This window comes from Sphingomonas sp. DC5200-1 (assembly GCF_049897245.1).
In the GTDB taxonomy this organism is placed as follows: Bacteria; Pseudomonadota; Alphaproteobacteria; order Sphingomonadales; family Sphingomonadaceae; genus Sphingomonas; species Sphingomonas aquatilis.
Genome location: NZ_JAFCVW010000006.1, coordinates 168,329 through 189,808 on the forward strand (window position 1 = coordinate 168,329; position 21,480 = coordinate 189,808).

Genomic DNA, 21,480 nt, shown 5'->3' on the forward strand with positions numbered 1-21,480 from the left:
CGCGCTGCGGCGCAACAGCTTCGGTTGCGGACGGATCGACCCGCCGCCCCTCCGCGCCCCACCCCGTTCGTGCTGAGCTTGTCGAAGCACGGGGTTCCACAAGCGACTCCAGTGCATGCGGCCACCCGCCCTTCGACAGGCTCAGGGCGAACGGATAACGGGTAGAGGGTATCGGGTATCGGGTATCGGGTATCGGGTATCGGGTACTCTATCCCTGTGCGGCGACATACTCCTCTACCGACCGCGTGCCGGCGCCCCCGCCGTCGATGCCCAGCTTCTTCAGCCGCAGCGCCACCTCCGCGCCGATCGTCTTTTCCATCGCGTCGCGCTGATCGGGCGGCATCGCCTTCAGATCGTCCTCGGTGATCTTCATGTCTTTCATCACCTGCCGCCGCATCCGCTCGGCCGGGGTCATCGTGCCTTCCTTGCGGAAGGCCTCCAGCGCGGCGTCGAGCTTGGCGCCGGCCGTCATGGGCACCGACGATGCGAGCGGCCCGGCACCTGTCGGCCGATCGCTCTTCGTGTGGAACCGCTGTAGCGTGAACCGCGCCGACTCCAGATAGATCGCGTCACCGTCGACCCGCGCCTTTGCATCCGTGATCCGATCGTTCAGCGTCGCCAGCCAGTCGGTCGGCGCGCCGGCCGTCGTGCCGCCGCCGCCCGTATCGATCGGGGCGGTCAACTGCGCCATGGCGTCGGAGCGCGCCGCGCCGCTCAGCACGAGATGGCCGGTAACGATCCGCAGTTCCCGCGGGCTCATTGCGGAAAAGTCGTAACGCCCCTCGGGCAAGCCCTGTGCCGCGCTGACGGTCCGCGCGCCCTCGGAATATTGCGCTTCGACGTCGGCCCGGCTGTGTCCACCGGCCCCGTAGTCGAGGTCGAAGGCCGCCACCGCCGCGGCGGCACTGGTACGCGCATCATCCCCGGCGACCGGCGTGGCCTGCGCCGCGAGCGCCGCCTCGAACCCGGCCTGACGCCGGCCCATGGACGGCATGGCAATCGCACGATCTGCTCTGGTCACCGCGGCAATCATCATGGCCTGCTCCCCTTCTGTGCGGCAGCAGTACCCACAATTGGTAAATGCCCAATGACCGTTTCGGACCGAAATCCTGATTGCCCCACCCCACATTGCCCCGCCGCCCGGCATCGGGCAGAGCGCGTCCATCGAACCGGGAGCCTCGCTTGGCGCGCAAATTCCTCTATGTCTTCGCCGTCCTGATCGCGCTCGTGATCGCCGGGGCGATCGCCTACCGCCTCGCCGGCAACCGCATCCTGCGCATGGCGCTGGTGCCGACCGAGACGTTCCAGGCGCAGGCGAGTGTCGATCCGCGCGTCTATGCCGACGCCAAGATGTGGATCGCCCGCCCCGATATCCCCGGCAATCCCGCGCGGTGGACGCCCACCGGCTACACCCCCGCCGCCGCGGGACAGGCGAAGGCCGCGGTCTTCTTCATCCACCCCACCTCGTACATCGGCCGCGCGCACTGGAACGCCGCGCTCGACGATGCCGAGACCAACGCCCGCGCCGCGATCTTCCTGCGCGGCCAGGCGAGCGCGTTCAACGACAGCGCCGACATCTGGGCACCGCGCTACCGCCAGGCGACGTTCGGCGCCTTCCTGACCAGCGAGGCCAGCGCCACCCAGGCGCTCGACCTCGCCTATCGCGACGTCGCCGCCGCCTTCGACGCCTTCGTGCGCCAAGTCGACCCCAAGCGCCCGATCATCCTCGCCGGCCATAGCCAGGGTGCGCTCCACCTCACCCGGCTGCTGCGCGAAAAAATCGCCGGCACGCCGATCGCGCGTCGTATCGCCGCCGCCTATGTCGTCGGCTGGCCGGTGTCGAAGACGACCGACCTCGCCGCGCTCGGCCTGCCCGCATGCACCCGCCCCGATCAGGCCCGCTGCCTGCTGTCGTGGCAGAGCTTTGCCGAGCCTGCCGACCCGTCGCTCATCACCGACCTTTACGACACGACGACCGGCTTCGACGGCCGCCCGCGCAAGGGCACCCCGATGGTCTGTACCAACCCGTTGACCGGCATCGCAGGCGCCGCCGCGCCGGCCAGCGCCAACCGCGGCACGCTCTACCCATCGGCCGATCTCAGCACGGCGACGATCCAGTCGGGCAAGGTGCCCGCGCGCTGCGACCCGCGCGGTGTCCTGCTGATCGGCACACCGCCGGAGGTGGGGGGTTACGTCCTCCCCGGAAACAACTATCACGTCTACGACTACAGCCTGTTCTGGGAGAATGTCCGCGCCGACGCCGCCCGCCGCCTCGCCGCGTTCGGAGCCAGCGCATGATCACCCTCGACCGCACGGACTTTCGCGCGGCCTTGCCGCAGGGCGGTCGCCTGATCGGGCTCGATCTCGGCACCAAGACGATCGGCACGGCGCTGTGCGACGCCGGCTGGAGCTTCGCGAGCCCCGCGGACCTTATCCGCCGCACCAAGTTCACCGCGGACAAGGCCGCGATCGCCAAGCTGATCGCCGCGCAGCACGTCCGCGGCATCGTGCTTGGCCTGCCGCTCAACCTCGACGGGACGGAAAGCCCGCGCAGCCAGTCGACCCGCGCCTTCGCGCGCAACTGCGCCGATCTCGCCCTCCCCATCCTGCTGTGGGACGAACGCTGGAGCACGGTGGCGGTCGAACGCACGATGATCGAACAGGATATGAGCCGCGCCAAGCGCGCCGAACGGATCGACAATCTCGCCGCCGCGCACATCCTGCAGGCAGCGATCGATGCCTTGGTGATGGTGCCGGCGCCGCCGAACTGATCGATCCGACGATCACCGCCAAAACTCCTCCCCCCGCCAGGGGGAGGTGGCGCGTCGAAGCTGTGACGGAGGGGGAGGTAAGGACGCCTATCGGTCCGAAACGCGCATGAACCTCCCCCTCCGTCAGCGCTGGCGCGCTGCCACCTCCCCCTGGCGGAGGAGGAATGATCGGCGCCGCACCCTCTTGGTAATCGACTCGGCCGATCCTGCTCATCGAAACGATCACCCGGATCCTCCGCGTCCTTGCCGCGTTGCAGCATAAGGGAAACATCCCTCGGGACGTCCCTCACCCATCTCCATTCCAAAGGTTTCCATCATGCCCACCGCCACCCAGGGCTATGCCGCCCAGGCTGCCGATGCCCCGCTCGCGCCCTTCCACTTCGAACGTCGCGATCCCGGTGCCAAGGACGTCGCGATCGACATCCTCTATTGCGGCGTCTGCCATTCCGATCTCCATACCGCGCGCGGCGAATGGGACGGGACGCTCTACCCCTGCGTCCCCGGGCACGAGATCGTCGGCCGCGTCTCCGCGGTCGGCAGCGACGTGACGAAGTTCAAGGTCGGCGACATCGCCGGCGTCGGCTGCATGGTCGACAGCTGCGGCCATTGCCCCTCGTGCAACGACGGCGAGGAGCAATATTGCGAGACGACGGGCTTCGTCGGCACCTACAATGGCCCGGACGAGGTGATGGGCGGTCACACCTTCGGCGGCTATTCCGACCATATCGTCGTGACCGAGGATTTCGTCCTCCACATCGGCCATGACGAGAAGGACCTCGCCGCCGTGGCACCGCTGCTCTGCGCCGGCATCACCACCTATTCGCCGCTGCATCACTGGAAGGTCGGCCCCGGCCAGAAGGTCGGCATCGTCGGTCTCGGCGGGCTCGGCCATATGGGCGTCAAGATCGCCGCGGCGATGGGCGCGGAGGTCTATGTCTTCTCGACCTCGCCGAACAAGCGTGACGACGCCAAGCGCCTCGGCGCCAAGGACCTGATCGTCTCGAAAGACGCCGATCAGATGGCCGCGCACGAGGGCTCGTTCGACTTTATCCTGAACACGGTCGCCGCCCCCCACGATCTCGACGCGCTGCTCGTCCAGCTGAAGCGCGACGGCACGATGTGCCTTGTCGGCGTGCCCGCGGAGCCGCACCCGGCGCCCTCGGTCGGCAACCTCGTCTTCCGCCGCCGCGCGCTGGCCGGTTCGCTGATCGGCGGGATCAAGGAGACGCAGGAGATGCTCGACTTCTGCAAGAAGCACGGCCTGACCAGCGATATCGAGATGATCCGCATGGAGCAGATCGACGAGGCCTACGAGCGGATGGTGAAGGGCGACGTCAAGTATCGCTTCGTCATCGACATGGCGACGCTGAAGGCCGCGGCCTGAACCGCGTCATCCGCCCGTCCGGTTCGTACCGGACGGGCGGTGTCGGCTAGCGCTCTACCCCGGCGCCATAAGGGCGGACCGCCAGTTGTTCGTGCATGCGCGCAGGCTGGTCGAGCCAGAAGGGCGCGAGCTTGGCGCTGTCGACGCGCTCGACGCCGACGGCGAAGCCGCGCGCGCTCTGCCCGGCGATGCCCGCGCCGGCATCGTAGAGTGCGTTGACCGCGACGACGGGGACGAACAACGTCCGGCCGCCTGCGGTGAGCGGGACGATATCCGCCCGCGCCTGCGCGACGACCAGACGGATCCGCCGCTCCTCGCCGGGGCCGAGCGCGAAGGGCGGGGTCGCGGGGCGGACGACGGGCTGATCGAACACGGGCGCGATCTCGTCGCCCTGCCCCGGTGTCGCACCGATCAGCGCCGCGCCGATGCGGATCGCCTGGGCGGGCACGCTGCCGTCGTTGCGGACGACCAGCTCGGCCTCCACCGTCGCGCTGAGCAGGTTCAGGCCGGCGCGGCGCGGGTGAAGGCTCAGCGACAACCGCCCGCGATCTCCGACGGGTGCGGATGGCGGCGCAGGTGCGGGCGCTGCCGGCGTGGCGGGTGACGCGGCCGGCGTGCGCGGCCGGACCGGTTGCGGTTTCGGAACGGGCACAGGCGCAGCAGGGGTGACCGGCTCGTCCGCGGCGTCGGCGCGGCGGCGACGCCACCACCAGGCCCCTGCCCCGCCGAGGCCCAACACTACCGCCAGCCCGATCAGCCAGCCGTAATCGGAACCGCTATTCGGTGCGGTCGCCGGTACGGCCGTGGCCGCGGGCGACGGCGTAGCGGCCTCGACCGGCGTGGGCGATGCTATTGAAGTCGCGGTCGCTGTTGGGGTCGGGGTCGGGGTCGGCACCGCTATCGCGGTCGGCGTGGCGGCCGGCGTAGGCGATGCGGTCGCCCGCGGCGTCGGGGTCGCTATAACACGCGGCGTCGGTGTGGCACGCGGGGTCACGCGCGGTGTCGGCGTCGCACGCGGGGACGCCGTGGGGGTCGGCAACGGCGCGATGACCGGCGCCGGCGTCGGGCTTGGCGTGGGTGTCGGCTGCGAGGGCGGCAGGCTGAAATTGTCCAGCCCCGGCAACGTCTGCGCGGCACTGCCGTTGCCGGTCTGCGCGGCGGCCGGAGCGATCGTCACGGGCGCGACGGCGGTCGCCATCAGGAAGGGGATCGTGCGCCGACGCACACCCCGGAAACTCGTCATCGGTGCGGAACTCTTCCAAAGATAAGCCCCCGCTCCTGCGGCATGCAGCGACGACCGCCAGTCGCGCTGCGACGAACCGCCCCACCAAGGCGACCGGCCGAACCGGTGCCCAGGCTGAAGCCCGTGTTGGATCGCTGTTGGACGTCCGCCCTTTGACAGCATCCAACACCGCGCCTATATGGGCGGCTCACCACAGCTTTTCGGGACATGAAGCGCCGTCGCGCAGCGCTTCGTACGGATAGAGGGTTGCGGTTTCAGACGCCAAAGGCCGACGCAGTATCATGCGATCGGCTTTTTTGCGTCGCTTCGTGCGTCCGGTCCGGGGATTTCCGGGCACGACATTTCGGCGGGACCCATCCGGGCCTCGCCAGCGACTTGAGGACAGATAACGCTCATGGCCACCAAGGCGATCCAGGGCAGCACCGCCAAGCGGCGCATCCGCAAGATCTTCGGGGATATCCACGAAGTCATCCAGATGCCGAACCTGATCGAGGTTCAGCGCGAAAGCTATGAGCAGTTCCTGCGCTCCGACAAGTCGACGGGCCACGTCTCGGGTCTGGAAAAGACGCTGCGCAGCGTCTTCCCGATCCAGGACTTCGCCGGCACCGCCTATCTCGACTTCGACGATTACGTCCTCGAACCGCCGAAGTTCGACGTCGAGGAATGCCGCCAGCGTGGCATCACTTATGCCGCGCCGATGCGCGTCACGCTGCGCCTGACCGCGTTCGAGGTCGATCCCGATACCGAAGCCAAGTCGGTCATCGATATCAAGGAGCAGGACGTCTACATGGGCGACATGCCCCTGATGACGGAGAACGGCACCTTCTTCATCAACGGCACCGAGCGCGTCATCGTCAGCCAGATGCACCGTTCGCCGGGCGTGCTGTTCGACCATGACCGCGGCAAGACGCATGCGAGCGGCAAGTATCTCTTCGCCGCGCGCGTGATCCCGTATCGCGGCTCGTGGCTGGACTTCGAGTTCGACGCCAAGGACATCGTCAACGTCCGTATCGACCGCAAGCGCAAGCTGCCGGTGACGGCGCTACTCTATGCGCTGGGCATGACCAGCGAGGACATCCTCAACCACTTCTACAACCGCGTGACCTACGTCCGCGGCGAAGGCGGCTGGCGCATTCCGTTCGCGGCCGAGAACTGGCGTGGCGTGAAGCCGCTGTTCGACATCGTCGACGCCTCGTCGGGCGAAGTCGTATTCGCGGCGCAGCAGAAGATCAGCCCCCGCGCAGCCAACAAGGCAGCCAAGGACGGCCTGACCGAGTTGCTGATCCCGACTGAGGAAATCTACGGCCGCTATTCGGCCTATGACCTGATCAACGAAGCGACCGGCGAGATTTACGTCGAGGCGGGTGACGAAATCGGCGCCGAAAACCTCGAAAAGCTCGACAAGGCGGGCATCGACCGCATCGAACTGCTCGACATCGACCATGTGTCGACCGGCGCGTGGATCCGCAACACGCTGAAGGCTGACAAGGCCGAAGAGCGCGAGCAGGCCTTGAGCGACATCTACCGCGTCATGCGCCCTGGCGAACCGCCGACGCTGGAAACCGCCGAAGCGCTGTTCGCCGGCCTGTTCTTCGATCCCGATCGCTACGACCTGTCGGCCGTGGGTCGCGTCAAGCTGAACATGCGCCTGGACCTCGACTGCCCGGACACGGTGACGACGCTGCGCACCGAGGATATCCTCGCCGTTGTGAAGACGCTGGTCGACCTGAAGGACGGCAAGGGCGAGATCGACGACATCGACAATCTCGGCAACCGCCGTGTGCGGTCTGTGGGCGAGCTGCTGGAGAACCAGTATCGCGTCGGCCTGCTGCGCATGGAGCGTGCGGTCAAGGAGCGTATGTCCTCCGTCGACGTCTCGACCGTGATGCCGAACGACCTGATCAACGCCAAGCCCGCGGTTGCCGCGGTGCGCGAGTTCTTCGGCTCGTCGCAGCTGTCGCAGTTCATGGACCAGACCAACCCGCTGTCCGAAGTGACGCACAAGCGTCGCGTCTCGGCGCTCGGGCCGGGCGGTCTGACGCGTGAGCGTGCGGGCTTCGAAGTCCGCGACGTTCACCCGACGCATTATGGCCGCATCTGCCCGATCGAAACGCCGGAAGGCCCGAACATCGGCCTGATCAACAGCCTCGCGTCGTTCAGCCGCGTCAACAAGTACGGCTTCATCGAGACGCCGTACCGCAAGATCATCGACGGCAAGGTGACCGACGACGTCGTCTATCTGTCGGCGATGGAAGAGGCCAAGCACACGATCGCGCAGGCCTCGGCCGAGCTGAAGGACGACGGCAGCTTCGCCGAAGACCTCGTCTCGGCGCGTCAGGCGGGCGAGTTCCTGATGGCGCTGCCCGAAACGATCACGCTGATGGACGTCAGCCCGAAGCAGCTGGTTTCGGTCGCCGCGTCGCTCATTCCGTTCCTGGAAAACGACGACGCCAACCGCGCGCTCATGGGCTCGAACATGCAGCGTCAGGCCGTGCCGCTGGTGAAGGCGGAAGCGCCCTTCGTCGGCACCGGCATGGAAGAGACCGTCGCGCGCGATTCGGGCGCGGCGATCGCCGCCAAGCGTGCGGGTATCGTCGACCAGGTCGACGCCAGCCGCATCGTCGTGCGCGCCACCGGTGACGTGGACGCGGGCAAGTCGGGCGTCGACATCTATACCCTGATGAAGTTCCAGCGTTCGAACCAGTCGACCTGCATCAACCAGCGTCCGCTGGTGAAGGTGGGCGACGTGGTCAACGCCGGCGACGTCATCGCCGACGGCCCGTCGACCGAGTTCGGCGAGCTGGCGCTGGGCCGCAATGCGCTCGTCGCGTTCATGCCCTGGAACGGCTACAATTACGAAGACTCCATCCTGATCTCGGAGCGGATCGTGAAGGACGACGTGTTCACGTCGATCCACATCGACGAGTTCGAGGTGATGGCGCGCGACACGAAGCTCGGGCCGGAGGACATCACCCGCGACATCCCGAACGTCGGCGAGGAAGCGCTGCGCAACCTCGACGAGGCGGGCATCGTCTATGTCGGCGCCGAAGTGGAGCCGGGCGACATCCTGGTCGGCAAGATCACGCCGAAGGGCGAAAGCCCGATGACGCCGGAAGAGAAGCTGCTCCGCGCCATCTTCGGTGAAAAGGCGTCGGACGTGCGCGACACGTCGCTGCGTCTGCCGCCGGGCGTTGCTGGTACGATCGTCGACGTCCGCGTCTTCAATCGTCACGGCATCGACAAGGATGAGCGCGCGATGGCGATCGAGCGCGAAGAGATCGAGCGCCTGAAGAAGGACTCGGACGACGAGCGCACGATCCTCAACCGGGCGACGTGGAGCCGCCTGCGCGAGATGCTGCTGGATCAGGTCGCGACCGCGGCGCCGAAGGGCGTCAAGAAGGGCTCGACCATCGACATGGACCTGCTCGACAGCGTCGACCGCCACGAATGGTGGAAGTTTGCCGTGCAGGACGATGCGGTCCAGTCGAACCTGGAAGCCGTCAAGCAGCAGTATGACGAAGCGGCCAAGCGGATCACGGACAAGTTCCATGACCGTCGCGAGAAGCTGGAGCGGGGCGACGAGCTGCCGCCGGGCGTGCTCAAGATGGTCAAGGTCTTCGTCGCGGTGAAGCGCAAGCTGCAGCCGGGCGACAAGATGGCCGGCCGTCACGGCAACAAGGGCGTCATCAGCCGCATCCTGCCGCAGGAGGACATGCCCTTCCTTGCGGACGGTACGCCGGTCGATCTGGTGCTGAACCCGCTGGGCGTGCCGTCGCGCATGAACGTCGGTCAGATCTTCGAAACGCACCTCGGCTGGGCGGCACGCAACCTGGGTATGCAGGTCGCGGCGCAGCTCGAAGAGTGGCGTGAGGCGAATCCGGATGCCAAGGCGGGCGACATGCCCGACGCGGTCAAGACGCGCCTCGTCGAAGTCTACGGCGATCACTATGCCGAAGACATCCAGAACCGTGAGCCGGAAGAGATCGCCGAGCTGGTCAAGAACATCCGCACCGGCGTGCCCATGGGCACGCCCGTGTTCGACGGCGCGCGCGAAAGCGACGTGTCGGCGATGCTGGAGCTGGCGGGTCTCGACACGTCGGGCCAGTCGGAGCTGTTCGACGGCCGCACTGGCGACAAGTTCGACCGGCGCGTGACCGTGGGCATCATCTACATGCTGAAGCTGCACCACCTGGTCGACGACAAGATCCACGCCCGGTCTATCGGGCCGTACAGTCTCGTCACCCAGCAGCCGCTGGGCGGTAAGGCGCAGTTCGGCGGCCAGCGCTTCGGCGAAATGGAGGTCTGGGCACTGCAGGCGTATGGCGCCGCTTATACGCTGCAGGAGATGCTGACGGTGAAGTCGGACGACGTCGTCGGCCGCACCAAGGTCTACGAGGCGATCGTCAAGGGCGACGACACGTTCGAGGCCGGCATCCCCGAGAGCTTCAACGTGCTCGTCAAGGAAATGCGCTCGCTGGGCCTCAACGTCGACCTCAAGTCCATGCAGGACCTGGAAGACGAAGGCGGCCTCGCCGAGGCGGCGGAGTAAGCCACGGCCTTCCCTCTCCCGGCGGGAGAGGGAGGGAGGCGCGAAACGCGCCGGAAGGGTGAGGGCAGCGGTCTGCCCTGCCCTCACCTTCCCACCAGCTTCGCTGGCGGGCCCCTTCCTCTCCCGATGGGAGAGGAGTTGAGTTTGAAAAGAGGTTCATACCCATGAACGAACTGACCAATTTCGCCAATCCGATCGCGAAGCCGGAAACCTTCGACCAGATCCAGATCGGTATCGCCTCGCCCGACAAGATCCGTTCGTGGTCGTTCGGTGAGATCAAGAAGCCCGAGACGATCAACTATCGCACGTTCAAGCCCGAGCGTGACGGCCTGTTCTGCGCGCGCATCTTCGGTCCGATCAAGGATTACGAATGCTTGTGCGGCAAGTACAAGCGCATGAAGTACAAGGGCATCGTCTGCGAAAAGTGCGGTGTCGAAGTCACGGTGTCGAAGGTGCGCCGCGAGCGTATGGGCCATATCGAACTGGCCGCCCCGGTCGCGCACATCTGGTTCCTGAAGTCGCTGCCGAGCCGCATCGGCCTGCTGCTCGACATGCAGCTGAAGCAGCTCGAGCGCGTGCTGTACTTCGAAGCGTATATCGTGATCGAGCCGGGCCTGACCCCGCTCGAAAAGTATCAGCTGCTCACCGAAGACGAACTGCTCGAAGCGCAGGACGAATACGGTGAAGACGCCTTCTCCGCCGGTATCGGCGCGGAAGCGGTCCGCATCATGCTCGAGAACCTCGACCTCGAGGGCGAGAAGGTGCAGCTTCTGGAAGAGCTGGCGACGACCAAGTCGGAGCTGAAGCCCAAGAAGATCATCAAGCGCCTGAAGGTCGTCGAGAGCTTCCTGGAATCGGGCAACCGTCCCGAATGGATGATCCTCGAGGTCGTGCCGGTCATCCCGCCCGAGCTGCGCCCGCTGGTGCCGCTGGACGGCGGTCGCTTCGCGACCTCGGACCTGAACGACCTGTATCGCCGAGTCATCAATCGCAACAACCGCCTGAAGCGCCTGATGGAGCTGCGTGCGCCGGACATCATCGTCCGCAACGAAAAGCGCATGTTGCAGGAAGCGGTCGACGCGCTGTTCGATAACGGCCGTCGCGGCCGCACGATCACGGGCGCCAACAAGCGTCCGCTCAAGTCGCTGTCCGACATGCTCAAGGGCAAGCAGGGCCGCTTCCGTCAGAACCTTCTGGGTAAGCGCGTCGACTATTCGGGCCGTTCGGTCATCGTGACCGGCCCGGAGCTGAAGCTGCACCAGTGCGGCCTGCCGAAGAAGATGGCGCTCGAGCTGTTCAAGCCGTTCATCTACGCCCGTCTGGACGCCAAGGGTCTGTCGATGACCCTGAAGCAGGCCAAGAAGTGGGTCGAGAAGGAGCGCAAGGAAGTCTGGGATATCCTGGACGAGGTGATCCGCGAGCACCCGGTCATGCTGAACCGCGCGCCGACGCTTCACCGCCTGGGCATCCAGGCGTTCGAGCCGGTGTTGATCGAGGGCAAGGCGATCCAGCTTCACCCGCTAGTCTGCTCGGCGTTCAACGCCGACTTCGACGGTGACCAGATGGCCGTGCACGTTCCGCTGTCGCTGGAAGCGCAGCTGGAAGCGCGCGTCCTGATGATGTCGACCAACAACATCCTGTCGCCCGCGAACGGCAAGCCGATCATCGTGCCGTCGCAGGACATGGTGCTGGGCCTGTATTACCTCTCGCTCCAGAAGGAGAAGGAGCCGGGTGAAGGCATGCTGCTCGCCGACATGGAGGAGGTGCATCAGGCCCTCTTCGCCGGTGCCGTGACGCTCCACACCAAGATCATCAGCCGCGTTCCGCAGACCGACGAGCAGGGCAATCAGTACCTGAAGCGCTACGAGACGACCCCAGGCCGCATGCTGCTCGGCGAGTGCCTGCCGAAGAGCCACAAGGTGCCCTTCGACACCGTCAACCGTGTCCTGACCAAGAAGGACGTGGGCGAGGTGATCGACGAAGTGTACCGTCACACCGGCCAGAAGGAGACCGTGCTGTTCGCCGATGCGATCATGGCGCTGGGCTTCCGTCACGCGTTCCGCGCCGGCATCTCGTTCGGCAAGGATGACATGATCATCGCGCCGGACAAGGATCGTCTGGTCGACGAGACGCGCGAGCAGGTGAAGGACTTCGAGCAGCAGTATCAGGACGGCCTGATCACGCAGCAGGAGAAGTACAACAAGGTGATCGACGCCTGGAGCCGCTGCGGCGACCAGGTCGCGAACTCGATGATGAACGAGATCAAGGCGGTCCGTCACTATGAGGACGGCCCGATGGTCGGCCGCGAGAAGGACATCAACTCGATCTACATGATGGCCCACTCGGGTGCCCGTGGTAGCCCCGCGCAGATCAAGCAGCTGGCCGGCATGCGCGGCCTGATGGCCAAGCCGTCGGGCGAGATCATCGAAACGCCGATCATCTCGAACTTCAAGGAAGGTCTGACCGTCCTCGAATACTTCAACTCGACCCACGGTGCTCGTAAGGGCCTCGCGGACACCGCGTTGAAGACCGCGAACTCGGGTTACCTCACCCGCCGCCTCGTCGACGTGTCGCAGGACTGCGTCATCATCGAAGAGGATTGCGGCACCGAGCGCGCGCTGGAGATGAAGGCGATCGTGCAGGGCGGTTCGACCATCGCGTCGCTCGCCGAGCGCATCCTCGGCCGCACCACGGCCGAAGACGTCGTCGATCCGAAGACCAATGCGGTGGTGATCCCGATCGGCACGCTGCTGGACGAAGCCATGGTCGCGCAGATCGAAGCCATGGGTATCCAGGGCATGAAGATCCGCTCGCCGCTGGTCTGCGAATCGAAGATCGGCGTCTGCGGCAAGTGCTACGGCCGTGACCTCGCGCGCGGTACGCCGGTGAACATCGGCGAAGCGGTCGGCGTCATCGCGGCGCAGTCGATCGGTGAGCCGGGCACGCAGCTGACGATGCGTACCTTCCACATCGGCGGCGCGGCGCAGCTCAACGAGCAGTCGAACCTCGAGGCGCCGGTCGACGGCACCGCGGTGTTCAAGGACCTGCGCCTGATCGTCGACCAGCGCGGTCGTCGCGTGGTGCTGTCGCGTTCGGGCGAAATCATGATCGTCGACATGGACGGTCGCGAGCTCTCGACGCACCGCATCCCGTACGGCGCCTATGTGATGTTCGACGACGGCCATATGCTGTCGAAGGGCGATCGCATGGCGGAGTGGGATCCGTTCACCATGCCGGTGATCACGGAAAACTCCGGTATCGTGAAGTATCAGGATCTGACCGAGGGCAAGACGCTCACCGAGCAGACCGACGAAGCGACCGGTATCGCCCAGCGCGTCGTGATCGAATATCGCACCTCGTCCAAGTCGAAGGAGGATCTGCGTCCGCGCCTGACCCTCACGACGTCGGAAGACGGCGAGGCCGCCCGCTACATGCTGGCGCCGGGTGCGGTGCTGTCGGTCGACGACAATGCCGAGGTGCAGGCCGGTGACGTTCTGGCCCGTGTCAGCCGCGAGTCCGCCAAGACCCGCGACATCACCGGCGGTCTGCCGCGCGTCGCCGAGCTGTTCGAAGCGCGTATCCCGAAGGAAGCGGCGATCATCGCCAAAGTCTCGGGCCGCGTGGTGTTCGGCAAGGACTATAAGGCGAAGCGGAAGATTGGCATCCAGCCGGAGGACGGCGGCGATATCGTCGAATATCTGGTGCCGAAGTCGAAGGTGATCGACGTTCAGGAAGGCGACTACGTCAAGCGTGGCGACAACCTGATCGGCGGTTCGCCGAACCCGCACGACATTCTGGAAACGATGGGCATCGAGCCGCTGGCCGAATATCTCGTCAGCGAAATCCAGGAAGTCTATCGACTGCAGGGCGTGAAGATCAACGACAAGCACATCGAGACGATCGTTCGTCAGATGCTGCAGAAGGTCGAGATCACCGACGGCGGCGACACCACGCTGCTGAAGGGCGAGCAGGTCGATCGCGAGGAAATGGACGCGATCAACGACAAGCTCGACGCGAACCAGGTCCGTGCGCAGGGCAAGCCCGTACTGCTCGGCATCACCAAGGCGTCGCTGCAGACCCGCAGCTTCATCTCGGCGGCGTCGTTCCAGGAAACCACCCGCGTCCTCACCGAGGCGGCGGTCCAGGGCAAGCAGGACACGCTGATGGGCCTGAAGGAGAATGTGATCGTCGGCCGTCTGATCCCGGCCGGCACCGGCGCGGGCATGAACCGCCTGCGCGTCGCGGCCTCCTCGCGCGATGCGGCGCTCCGCGTCCAACAGCGTGCGTTGCAGGCGGCGATCGTCGCCCCGGCTTCGGCCGCGGAACTGCGCGCTGCCGAACAGCAGCGTTCGGTGCGTGACGATGCCGGCACGGGTCCCGATCCGCTCGCCGAAGTCGTCCCCTCGGGCGACGGCAGCGACGAAGCCGCGGGCGAATATCTGAACCGGGAGTAATCCCGGCTCAGGCCCCGGCCTGACCTGACAGAAAAGCCGCCGTCCGGGATGCCGGGCGGCGGCTTTTTCGTGGCCTGCGAATGGAATGGATCGGACGATCGCCCACGAGGGACGTCCGGATTACTCAGATCCGCTGCGGGCGATCGTCGAACTGCCGCTGCGCCGCCTCGACCATCGGCATCGCCGTTTCGGCCCAGTCGATCATCCCCTGCATAGCCGTCAGCAATCCCCGCGCCAGTGGGGTTATGGCGTACGATACGGACACCGGAACGGTCTGTTCGACGCGGCGGGAAACGAGGCCATCGCGCTCCAGCGACCGCAGCGTCTGGCTGAGCATCTTTTGCGAGATGCCATCAATGCGCCGCTTCAGAACGCTGAAGCGCAGCTCGCCATCCCCCAGCAGCAGCAGGACGAGGACGCTCCATTTGTCGCCGATCCGGTCGAGCAGCTTCCGCGCGGGACAGTCGCGCGCATAGACATTGCCGCGGTCGATTACTTCCAGGTGACCGGGTAACATAAAGGTGCCGTCTTGCATGGCATCGGGTCGTAGCCGAGATGGTCACCATCGGAAACCATCGAGGACGATGATCATGAAGGTGGCGGTGTTGGGCGCGAGCGGGCGCGCGGGATCGGAGATCACGAAGGAACTGGCGGCGCGCGGTCATCGGGTCACGGCGATCGCCCGGCACCCGGATCGCATTCCCGTGGCGGACGGCATCACGCCGGTCACCGGCGACGCACACGATAGCGCCGCCCTCGCCACGCTGCTGCACGGCCATGACGCTGTCGTCAGCGCGCTCCATTTCGACGTGACCGCGGACATTCTGCTGTCCGCCTTGCGCCAGGCCGGGGTACGGCGGCTGCTCGTTACCGGAGGCGCGGGCAGCCTGGAGGTGGCGCCGGGTGTCGCCCTGATCGACACGCCGGAATTCCCACAGGAGTGGAAGGCCTTTGCCGAGGGCGGCGTGGCCTTCCTCGATGCCCTGCGCAGCGAACGCGACATCGACTGGACGTTCTTCTCGCCCGCGGCCGAGATTTTCGAAGGCCCCCGCACCGGGCAGTTCCGGCTGGGTGGCGACGCGCTGGTGACCGACGAGGCCGGGAACAGCCGGATCAGCTTCGCCGATTATGCGATCGCGATGGTCGACGAGCTGGAACGCCACCGCCATCCGCACGCCCGCTTCACCGCGGCCTATTGAGGCGACGAAGCCGACGGGCGCTTCTGCACGTCGAAAAGGTCGGTAGCGGCTGGCGAGCCGCACCGATCCGAAGAGCGCGCTCGTCTTATCGTTTTTCAACGAATCACTTGCCGTTTTTCGATATCATGCGCATCATCCGATGATGGAAGATGCGAAGCCCAAGCCCCCTCGCCTGCTGGTCTGGTCGGTCCGTGTCGTGCAAGCGTTTCGGATCGCCAATGCCATTGCGATCGCCTTTTTCGTCGCGGTGCTGATCGCGACGCTGCCCGGCGCCGAGCTGATCGAGCGGCTGCTGGTCCGCAAATATCATGGCCGTATCGACACCGCGGCGGTGATCGCGTTCCTGCAACTGACGATGCTGGTCGGCATCCCCGTCGGGGTGGCGGTCGAGCGGCTGCTTAAGGCGTTGCGGGCGATCCTGCGCACGGTCGAACAGGACGATCCCTTCGCGCGCACCAACGCCGCGCGGGTGCGGACGATCGGGTGGATGCTGCTGGTGATCCAGCTCGCCGACCTTGGCTATGGCCTCGCGCGCGTGGCGGCCAATGTGCTGCACATCGACTATCCCGACTGGCAGCCGAGCTTCACCGGCTGGCTCGCCGTGCTGATCGCGTTCGTCCTGGCGCAGGTGTTCGAACGGGGCGCGGCGATGCGCGACGATCTGGACGGCACCGTCTGATGCCGGTGCGTGTCCACCTGGACGACATGCTGCACGCCCGGCGCATGACGTTGACCGAGCTCAGCGAACGCGTCGACATCACCCTCGCCAACCTCTCCATCCTCAAGACGGGCAAGGCCAAGGCGATCCGCTTCTCGACGCTGGAGGCGATCTGCACCGTCCTCGATTGCCAGCCCGGCGACATCCTCACGTTTACGCACCAGGGAGATGAACCATGACCTTCTGGAAGGGCTTTCGGACGAGCTATGGCGGCAGCCTCGCCTTCCTCGCGGCCTGTCCGCTGCTCGCACTGGTGCCGGTCGTCTTCGAGCTGCTCCAGCACGTCGCCGAGGTGCATATCGGGATGTACGACAGCATCGCCGCTGCCAAGGCGCTGAAGCATCATCCGCTGCGCATGGCGCTGGGGATGGTGAAGGTGCTGGCGCTGCTGGTCCCCACCTATTGGATCACACGCTTCGTCCACACGCGCTCGCCCCGGTTCGCGGCGCAGCGCGATCCATTGGCGATGCGGCTGTTCGCGGGCGTGGTGGCGATCCACATGGCACTGTCGGCGGCGCAATTGTTCGGTCTGCCGCAGACGCCGGCGGCGCTGCTCGCCGGTCTGGCGGGTGGCCTGATCGTCCAGTGCCTGCTGGTCGCCTGGACGGTCGCGGCGACGCTGGGCGATGCGTCGATCGGCCCCGTCGCCTCGATTCGGATCATGGCGCGGCGGCTGCCGTGGACGATCGCCTTTACGGTCGTGGCGATGCTGCCGCTGATGATCCCGCATTATGTGCTGGGCGCTGCGGCGATCGTTGCGCCACGCGTCTGGCTTTGGCCGATCCTCACCGTCGATGCGTTGCTGGTCGGCTGGCTGTGCGCGGTCATGGCGGCAAGCAATTATGTCGCCGCAATGCGTGCCATCGGCCTTGCCGGCGGTGCGCTGCGACCGTCGGGGGTAGCGGACGTCGCAGGGCCGACCGCCCTGTCGCCCTATCCCGGCTAAGCGGCCGCTACCGGCGCCTCGCCCATGCGCCGCACGATCGTTTCAAACGCTCCATCCGCGACGCAAATTTCATTGAAGGCAGGCGGCGTGTGGCGCGTCCGTTTCGACAGCGTGCCCGCGCCGATCATCCGTACGATCCGGCCGTGGCGCTCGATGGGCAGGTCGAAGGGATCGTGGATGTGGCCCGACAGCACGGCATGGGCGCCAGCCTCCGCCAGTGCGCCGAGCGCCGCGTCACCGCCATGCGTCTTGGCGGTCCCCTTGGCGCCGCCGTCGATCAGCGGGTGGTGCGCGGCGACCAGGATGACGTTGCCCTTGGGCGCCTCCGCCATCATCGCCAGCGCGCGCCGGAGCGATCCCGAACTCACCCGCCCCTTCGACCAGTTCCACCGCCATTGGGCGCGCGCCGTCGTCTTCAACGGCACGATCGTGACGCCCGGCAGGTCGAGTTCACGCTCGATCATCCGCTCGACCGCGGCATAGCGCTGATACGGCGCGAACAACCGTCGGAACGGGTCCCAATAATAAGGGATATCGTGATTGCCGACTTCCAGCGTGACGGGCACGCCCAGGCTCGCCAGCCATTCGCCGCCGCGCTGGAATTCGCGGCGGGTGGCGCGCATCGTCAGGTCGCCGGTCATCACGACGGCATCGGGCGCTTCGTCGGCGACGCACTTGCCGAACCAGGCGATGGCCGCAGGATCCTCCGCCCCGAAATGGACGTCGCTGACGTGAAACAACCGTATCATGCTGCGCTGCTAGGCCGGATCACGCGAGGTCGGCAAGCCGCGCCGGCTCGTGCATCGGGCAGCCATTGAAACCGCGACGATAATCGGCGGAGAAGCGATAGGTGTCGCGGCGTGCGCGGTTGATGTTGCCGAGGGGCTGGTGCGCGGCGATACCATGCCAGATGCTGTAGGACAGCGCCTCGTCGGTGGCGCGCGTCTGCTCGTCGTCCCAGCCGATCTGCGGCGGCACGTCGAGCGTGGCGACGGTGACGAACGGGCTTTGCGCCTGGTCCCATTCGACCGTGGCATCCTCTACCGGCATCGAGTCGAGGTCGGTGTTGAGCTGGACGCGCAACTCCCACTGGCCGCCATGCGCGATCAATGTGTCGCGCACCGCCGCCCGCAGCGCATCGCGATCGTCCGAGGTATCGACGGCAACCCCCGTCAGCGCGACGAGTGCAGGCGACACCGGGAACAATGCGAACTTGGCGACATGGTCGCCGTAGCGAAACGGCGTCTGGCTGTAGAATGTCTCGCCCAGCGGATGCAGGTGCGGCGCGCCCCCCAACGTCTTCAACGTCGCCGACGGATGGCCGACCGCCTCCAGCCCCGCCTCGATCCCGCGCAGCACCTTTGACAGGACGACCTTGCCCGCCTCCATCCGATCGGTCGTCTTGGCGAGCAGCTTCAGATTCTTGAGGAACGCCTGCGCATCGGGCGCGGCGAACACGGGTCCGTCCGCCATGACGAAATCCTGCGTCCGGTCGTCCTCGGATCCCGGCAGACGCGCGCCGTCCACATCCAGCACCTTGACCGCCAGCCCGCGCGGCAGCCCGATCGCGTCGGGCAGCAGATCGCCCGCGTTGGTCGACAGGCGGAGCACCGCCTCATGCGTGCCCGGGCTCGCGAAGATGCCCTGTGCGAGTTCGGTCGGCAGCCCCTCATGGATCGTCAGCGTGCCCCGCGCGATGCCATGCGCCTTGGCATGCACCGACCGGACCGCCCGGCCATAGTCGCGCGACGTCGTATCGAGGATGTCGCGGAAGGATTCGGTCAGCCCCGCGATCGTCTCTGCTTCATCCGGATCGATCCGCTCGACATCGGGGCTGTAGCGGATCGGGGTATGGGCGAGCATCGGCATGTCCTTCAAAGTCCGCACCGCCAACCCGCCATGGCAGCGGCGCGTTCCCCCAAATTCTTCGGCGCGCAGACAATATTGATGCAGATTAATACGGGGCGGATTGTAATGCCTTGTGAGCGGGACCATGCTGTCTCGCGGATAGTATCAGAGTGATAATGGCGATTTCCCACCCGACCCGGGCCAGCGATGCGGCGGATTCGCCTCTCGACCTCACCATTTGCGATCGCGAGCCGATCCACATTCCGGGCGCGATCCAGCCGCACGGCCTGTTGCTCGTCGCGAGCATCGACGGCGACCATGCGGTGGTCGCGGGCGCCGGCGATCTGGAAACGCGGCTGCGCAGCGACTGGCTGGGGCAACCGCTCGCCACGCTGATCGGTCAAGAGGTAGGGCCGCTCATCGAAGGCCTCTCGGGCGGGCTGAACGCCCAGATGCCGCAGCCGATCGCCGGGCGCGACGAGCGCTTCACGGTGGCGCTGCACCGGTCGAGCACGCATCTGTTGGTCGAACTCGAGCCGATCGAAGCGGATGCCACCACCGCCGCCGCGACGCTGGCGTGGCTGGACGCGGTGGCGAGCAGCTTCGAGCGCGCGACGGACAAGACGACGCTGTGCGCGCGGGCCGCTGCTGCCTATCGCACGCTGACCGGCTTCGATCGGGTCATGATCTACCAGTTCCTCGACGATGGCGCCGGCGTCGTCGTTGCCGAGGATCGCGCGCCGCATCTGCCGACGTTCCTCAACCACCATTTCCCCGCGAGCGACATTCCGAAGCAGGCGCGCGCGCTCTACGTTCGCAACCGGACGCGGGCGATCCCCACGGTGGACTATACCCCCGCCCCGCTGCGGCCGGCGGGCTTCACCGGTGTCGATCTGTCCGACGTCGCGCTCCGCCACGTCTCGCCGATCCACCTTCAATATCTGCGCAACATGGGCGTGGGGGCGTCCGCGTCGATCTCGATCGTCAAGGACGGGCTGCTCTGGGGCCTGATCGCGTGTCACAATGACGGGCCGCGCCAGCTGCCCGCGCCGACCCGCAGCGCGGCCGCCACGCTGGCGAGCGCCCTCGCCCGCCAGATCCGCACGAAGGAAGAGGCGGCGGCGTATCGCGAACGATTGCAGCTACGCACCGTCGAGGACGGCCTCGCACCCCGGCTGGCCAATGAGGGCACGCTGCCGCAGATCATCCGCGCGACCCGCGACGAACTGCGCGAGATGCTGGACGCCGACGGCCTGGCGCTGGTGACCCGCGATCACGTCGAGGCCAGCGGCCGCTGCCCGCCCGACGCCGTGCTGCGCGCGATCGCCCGCTGGGTGCATGAGCGGGGCAACGAACCCATCGCGACGCACGAACTGCCCGCGCTGATGGGCGTGGAGGACGATGTGCTGACCTACGCCAGCGGCATGATCGCCATGCCGCTGCGGCAGGAGGATGCGACGCTGCTCTGGCTCCGCGCCGAACGGGTCGAGACGATCGAATGGGCGGGCAACCCACACAAGGCCCCCGGCCATAGCGCCGGCCCGCAGGCGAACGACGCCGCCGCCCTCACTCCCCGCGCGTCCTTCGCCAGCTATGTCGAGACGGTGCGCGGGCGCGCGCGCCGCTGGTCGCAGGAGCAGGTGGAGGCCGCGCACCGTATCCGCCGCCGCCTGTTCGAAGGGCGCCAGCAGGTTCGCCTACGCGGCCTGAACCGGGAGCTGACGCGGACGCTGCGCGAAAAGGAAACGCTGCTCGCGCAGAAGGACGTCCTGATGAAGGAGGTCAACCATCGCGTGCAGAACAGCCTGCAGCTGGTCGCGTCCTTCCTGCGTTTGCAGGCGAAGACCGCCGGCCCCGGCGCCATTGCGGACCATCTGGCCGAGGCGCAGGCGCGACTCGCGGCGGTCGCCCTGGTCCATCGCCGCCTGTATCGCGACGATCAGGTCGAGAGCGTCGATCTGTCACGCTATGTCGAGGAACTGGTCGGCGACATGCGCACCTCGCTGGGGGCCGACTGGGGACGCTACCTGACGCTGGATCTGGCGCCGGTGCTGGTGCCCACCGATCGTGCGGTGAACATCGGGCTGATCCTCACCGAACTGGTGATCAACGCGACCAAATATGCCTATGACGGCGCGGCCGGTCCACTGGCGATCACACTGGAGCAGCATGGCGGTCGGCTGCGGCTGATCGTCGCCGACGACGGCCGCGGTCGCGGCGAGGTGAACGGTGACGGCCAGGGATTTGGCAGCCGGATGATGGTCGCGATGGTGCAGCGCCTGTCTGGTACGCTCGACTATCACGACAACATGCCTGGCCTACGCGCCATCATGACCGCCCCGATCGCGGAAGAGTGAGGCGCACGCCC

The 21,480-nt window shown here is 66.6% G+C and carries 15 protein-coding genes; 10 read left to right on the forward strand and 5 right to left on the reverse strand.

All coding sequences use genetic code 11. The features are described from left to right. Positions 1–208: 208 nt before the first annotated feature. Positions 209–1,165, reverse strand: coding sequence for a hypothetical protein (locus ACP7A3_RS14965; protein WP_426256342.1), 957 nt, complete (start codon positions 1,163–1,165; stop codon positions 209–211). 17 nt (positions 1,166–1,182) lie between these two features. Here ACP7A3_RS14965 and ACP7A3_RS14970 point away from each other — a divergent pair, with 17 nt between their 5' ends. The 3 genes from ACP7A3_RS14970 (at position 1,183) to ACP7A3_RS14980 (ending at position 4,155) form a co-directional block, all read left to right on the forward strand. Then, entirely contained in the window at positions 1,183–2,298 is a 1,116-nt protein-coding gene (locus ACP7A3_RS14970) for a DUF3089 domain-containing protein (RefSeq protein ID WP_426256341.1), read from the forward strand. Further along, the gene (ruvX, locus tag ACP7A3_RS14975) at positions 2,295–2,771 is read left to right on the forward strand and encodes a Holliday junction resolvase RuvX (RefSeq protein ID WP_426256340.1); all 477 of its coding nucleotides are present in this window, start codon (positions 2,295–2,297) and stop codon (positions 2,769–2,771) included. Before ACP7A3_RS14970 ends, ruvX begins: the two co-directional genes overlap by 4 nt. Positions 2,772–3,087: 316 nt before the next feature. Further along, positions 3,088–4,155: an NAD(P)-dependent alcohol dehydrogenase gene (locus ACP7A3_RS14980; RefSeq protein WP_426256339.1), complete on the forward strand. Its 1,068-nt coding sequence runs from the start codon at positions 3,088–3,090 to the stop codon at positions 4,153–4,155. Positions 4,156–4,201: 46 nt separating this feature from the next. On the opposite strand, the gene ACP7A3_RS14985 is transcribed toward ACP7A3_RS14980, so the two are convergent. Continuing rightward, positions 4,202–5,398, reverse strand: coding sequence for a hypothetical protein (locus ACP7A3_RS14985; RefSeq protein WP_426256338.1), 1,197 nt, complete (start codon positions 5,396–5,398; stop codon positions 4,202–4,204). 394 nt (positions 5,399–5,792) lie between these two features. On the opposite strand from ACP7A3_RS14985, the gene rpoB reads away from it, so the two are divergent. After that, positions 5,793–9,947 carry a DNA-directed RNA polymerase subunit beta gene (gene rpoB / locus ACP7A3_RS14990; RefSeq protein WP_426256337.1) on the forward strand — a complete coding sequence of 1,385 codons (4,155 nt, stop codon included), beginning with the start codon at positions 5,793–5,795 and terminating at the stop codon, positions 9,945–9,947. Between the two features lie 164 nt (positions 9,948–10,111). After that, positions 10,112–14,401 (forward strand): DNA-directed RNA polymerase subunit beta', encoded by a 4,290-nt coding sequence (gene rpoC, locus ACP7A3_RS14995; RefSeq protein WP_017978135.1) that lies wholly within the window; start codon positions 10,112–10,114, stop codon positions 14,399–14,401. A gap of 124 nt (positions 14,402–14,525) precedes the next feature. Here rpoC and ACP7A3_RS15000 read toward each other — a convergent pair whose 3' ends face one another. After that, the gene (locus ACP7A3_RS15000; protein WP_426256336.1) at positions 14,526–14,918 is read right to left on the reverse strand and encodes a winged helix-turn-helix transcriptional regulator; all 393 of its coding nucleotides are present in this window, start codon (positions 14,916–14,918) and stop codon (positions 14,526–14,528) included. A gap of 67 nt (positions 14,919–14,985) precedes the next feature. On the opposite strand from ACP7A3_RS15000, the gene ACP7A3_RS15005 reads away from it, so the two are divergent. From ACP7A3_RS15005 to ACP7A3_RS15020, 4 genes are all read left to right on the forward strand, one after another. After that, positions 14,986–15,600, forward strand: coding sequence for an NAD(P)-dependent oxidoreductase (locus tag ACP7A3_RS15005; protein WP_426256335.1), 615 nt, complete (start codon positions 14,986–14,988; stop codon positions 15,598–15,600). Between the two features lie 139 nt (positions 15,601–15,739). Next, positions 15,740–16,279 (forward strand): DUF2975 domain-containing protein, encoded by a 540-nt coding sequence (locus tag ACP7A3_RS15010; protein ID WP_426256334.1) that lies wholly within the window; start codon positions 15,740–15,742, stop codon positions 16,277–16,279. After that, complete coding sequence (locus tag ACP7A3_RS15015; protein ID WP_017978131.1) at positions 16,279–16,497, forward strand: helix-turn-helix domain-containing protein; 219 nt, start codon at positions 16,279–16,281, stop codon at positions 16,495–16,497. The genes ACP7A3_RS15010 and ACP7A3_RS15015 overlap by 1 nt, the downstream gene beginning before the upstream one ends. Beyond that, complete coding sequence (locus ACP7A3_RS15020) at positions 16,494–17,264, forward strand: hypothetical protein (protein WP_426256333.1); 771 nt, start codon at positions 16,494–16,496, stop codon at positions 17,262–17,264. Before ACP7A3_RS15015 ends, ACP7A3_RS15020 begins: the two co-directional genes overlap by 4 nt. Here ACP7A3_RS15020 and ACP7A3_RS15025 read toward each other — a convergent pair. Together ACP7A3_RS15025 and ACP7A3_RS15030 are read right to left on the reverse strand one after the other, a co-directional pair. Beyond that, entirely contained in the window at positions 17,261–18,013 is a 753-nt protein-coding gene (locus tag ACP7A3_RS15025) for a metallophosphoesterase family protein (protein WP_426256332.1), read from the reverse strand. The genes ACP7A3_RS15020 and ACP7A3_RS15025 overlap by 4 nt on opposite strands. 19 nt (positions 18,014–18,032) lie before the next feature. After that, positions 18,033–19,133, reverse strand: coding sequence for a catalase family protein (locus tag ACP7A3_RS15030; RefSeq protein ID WP_426256446.1), 1,101 nt, complete (start codon positions 19,131–19,133; stop codon positions 18,033–18,035). Positions 19,134–19,288: 155 nt separating this feature from the next. Between ACP7A3_RS15030 and ACP7A3_RS15035 the strand changes: the two genes are divergently transcribed. Continuing rightward, a complete protein-coding gene (locus ACP7A3_RS15035) occupies positions 19,289–21,469 on the forward strand; it encodes a histidine kinase dimerization/phosphoacceptor domain -containing protein (RefSeq protein ID WP_426256331.1) in 2,181 nt (726 codons plus the stop codon). Positions 21,470–21,480 lie beyond the last annotated feature (11 nt).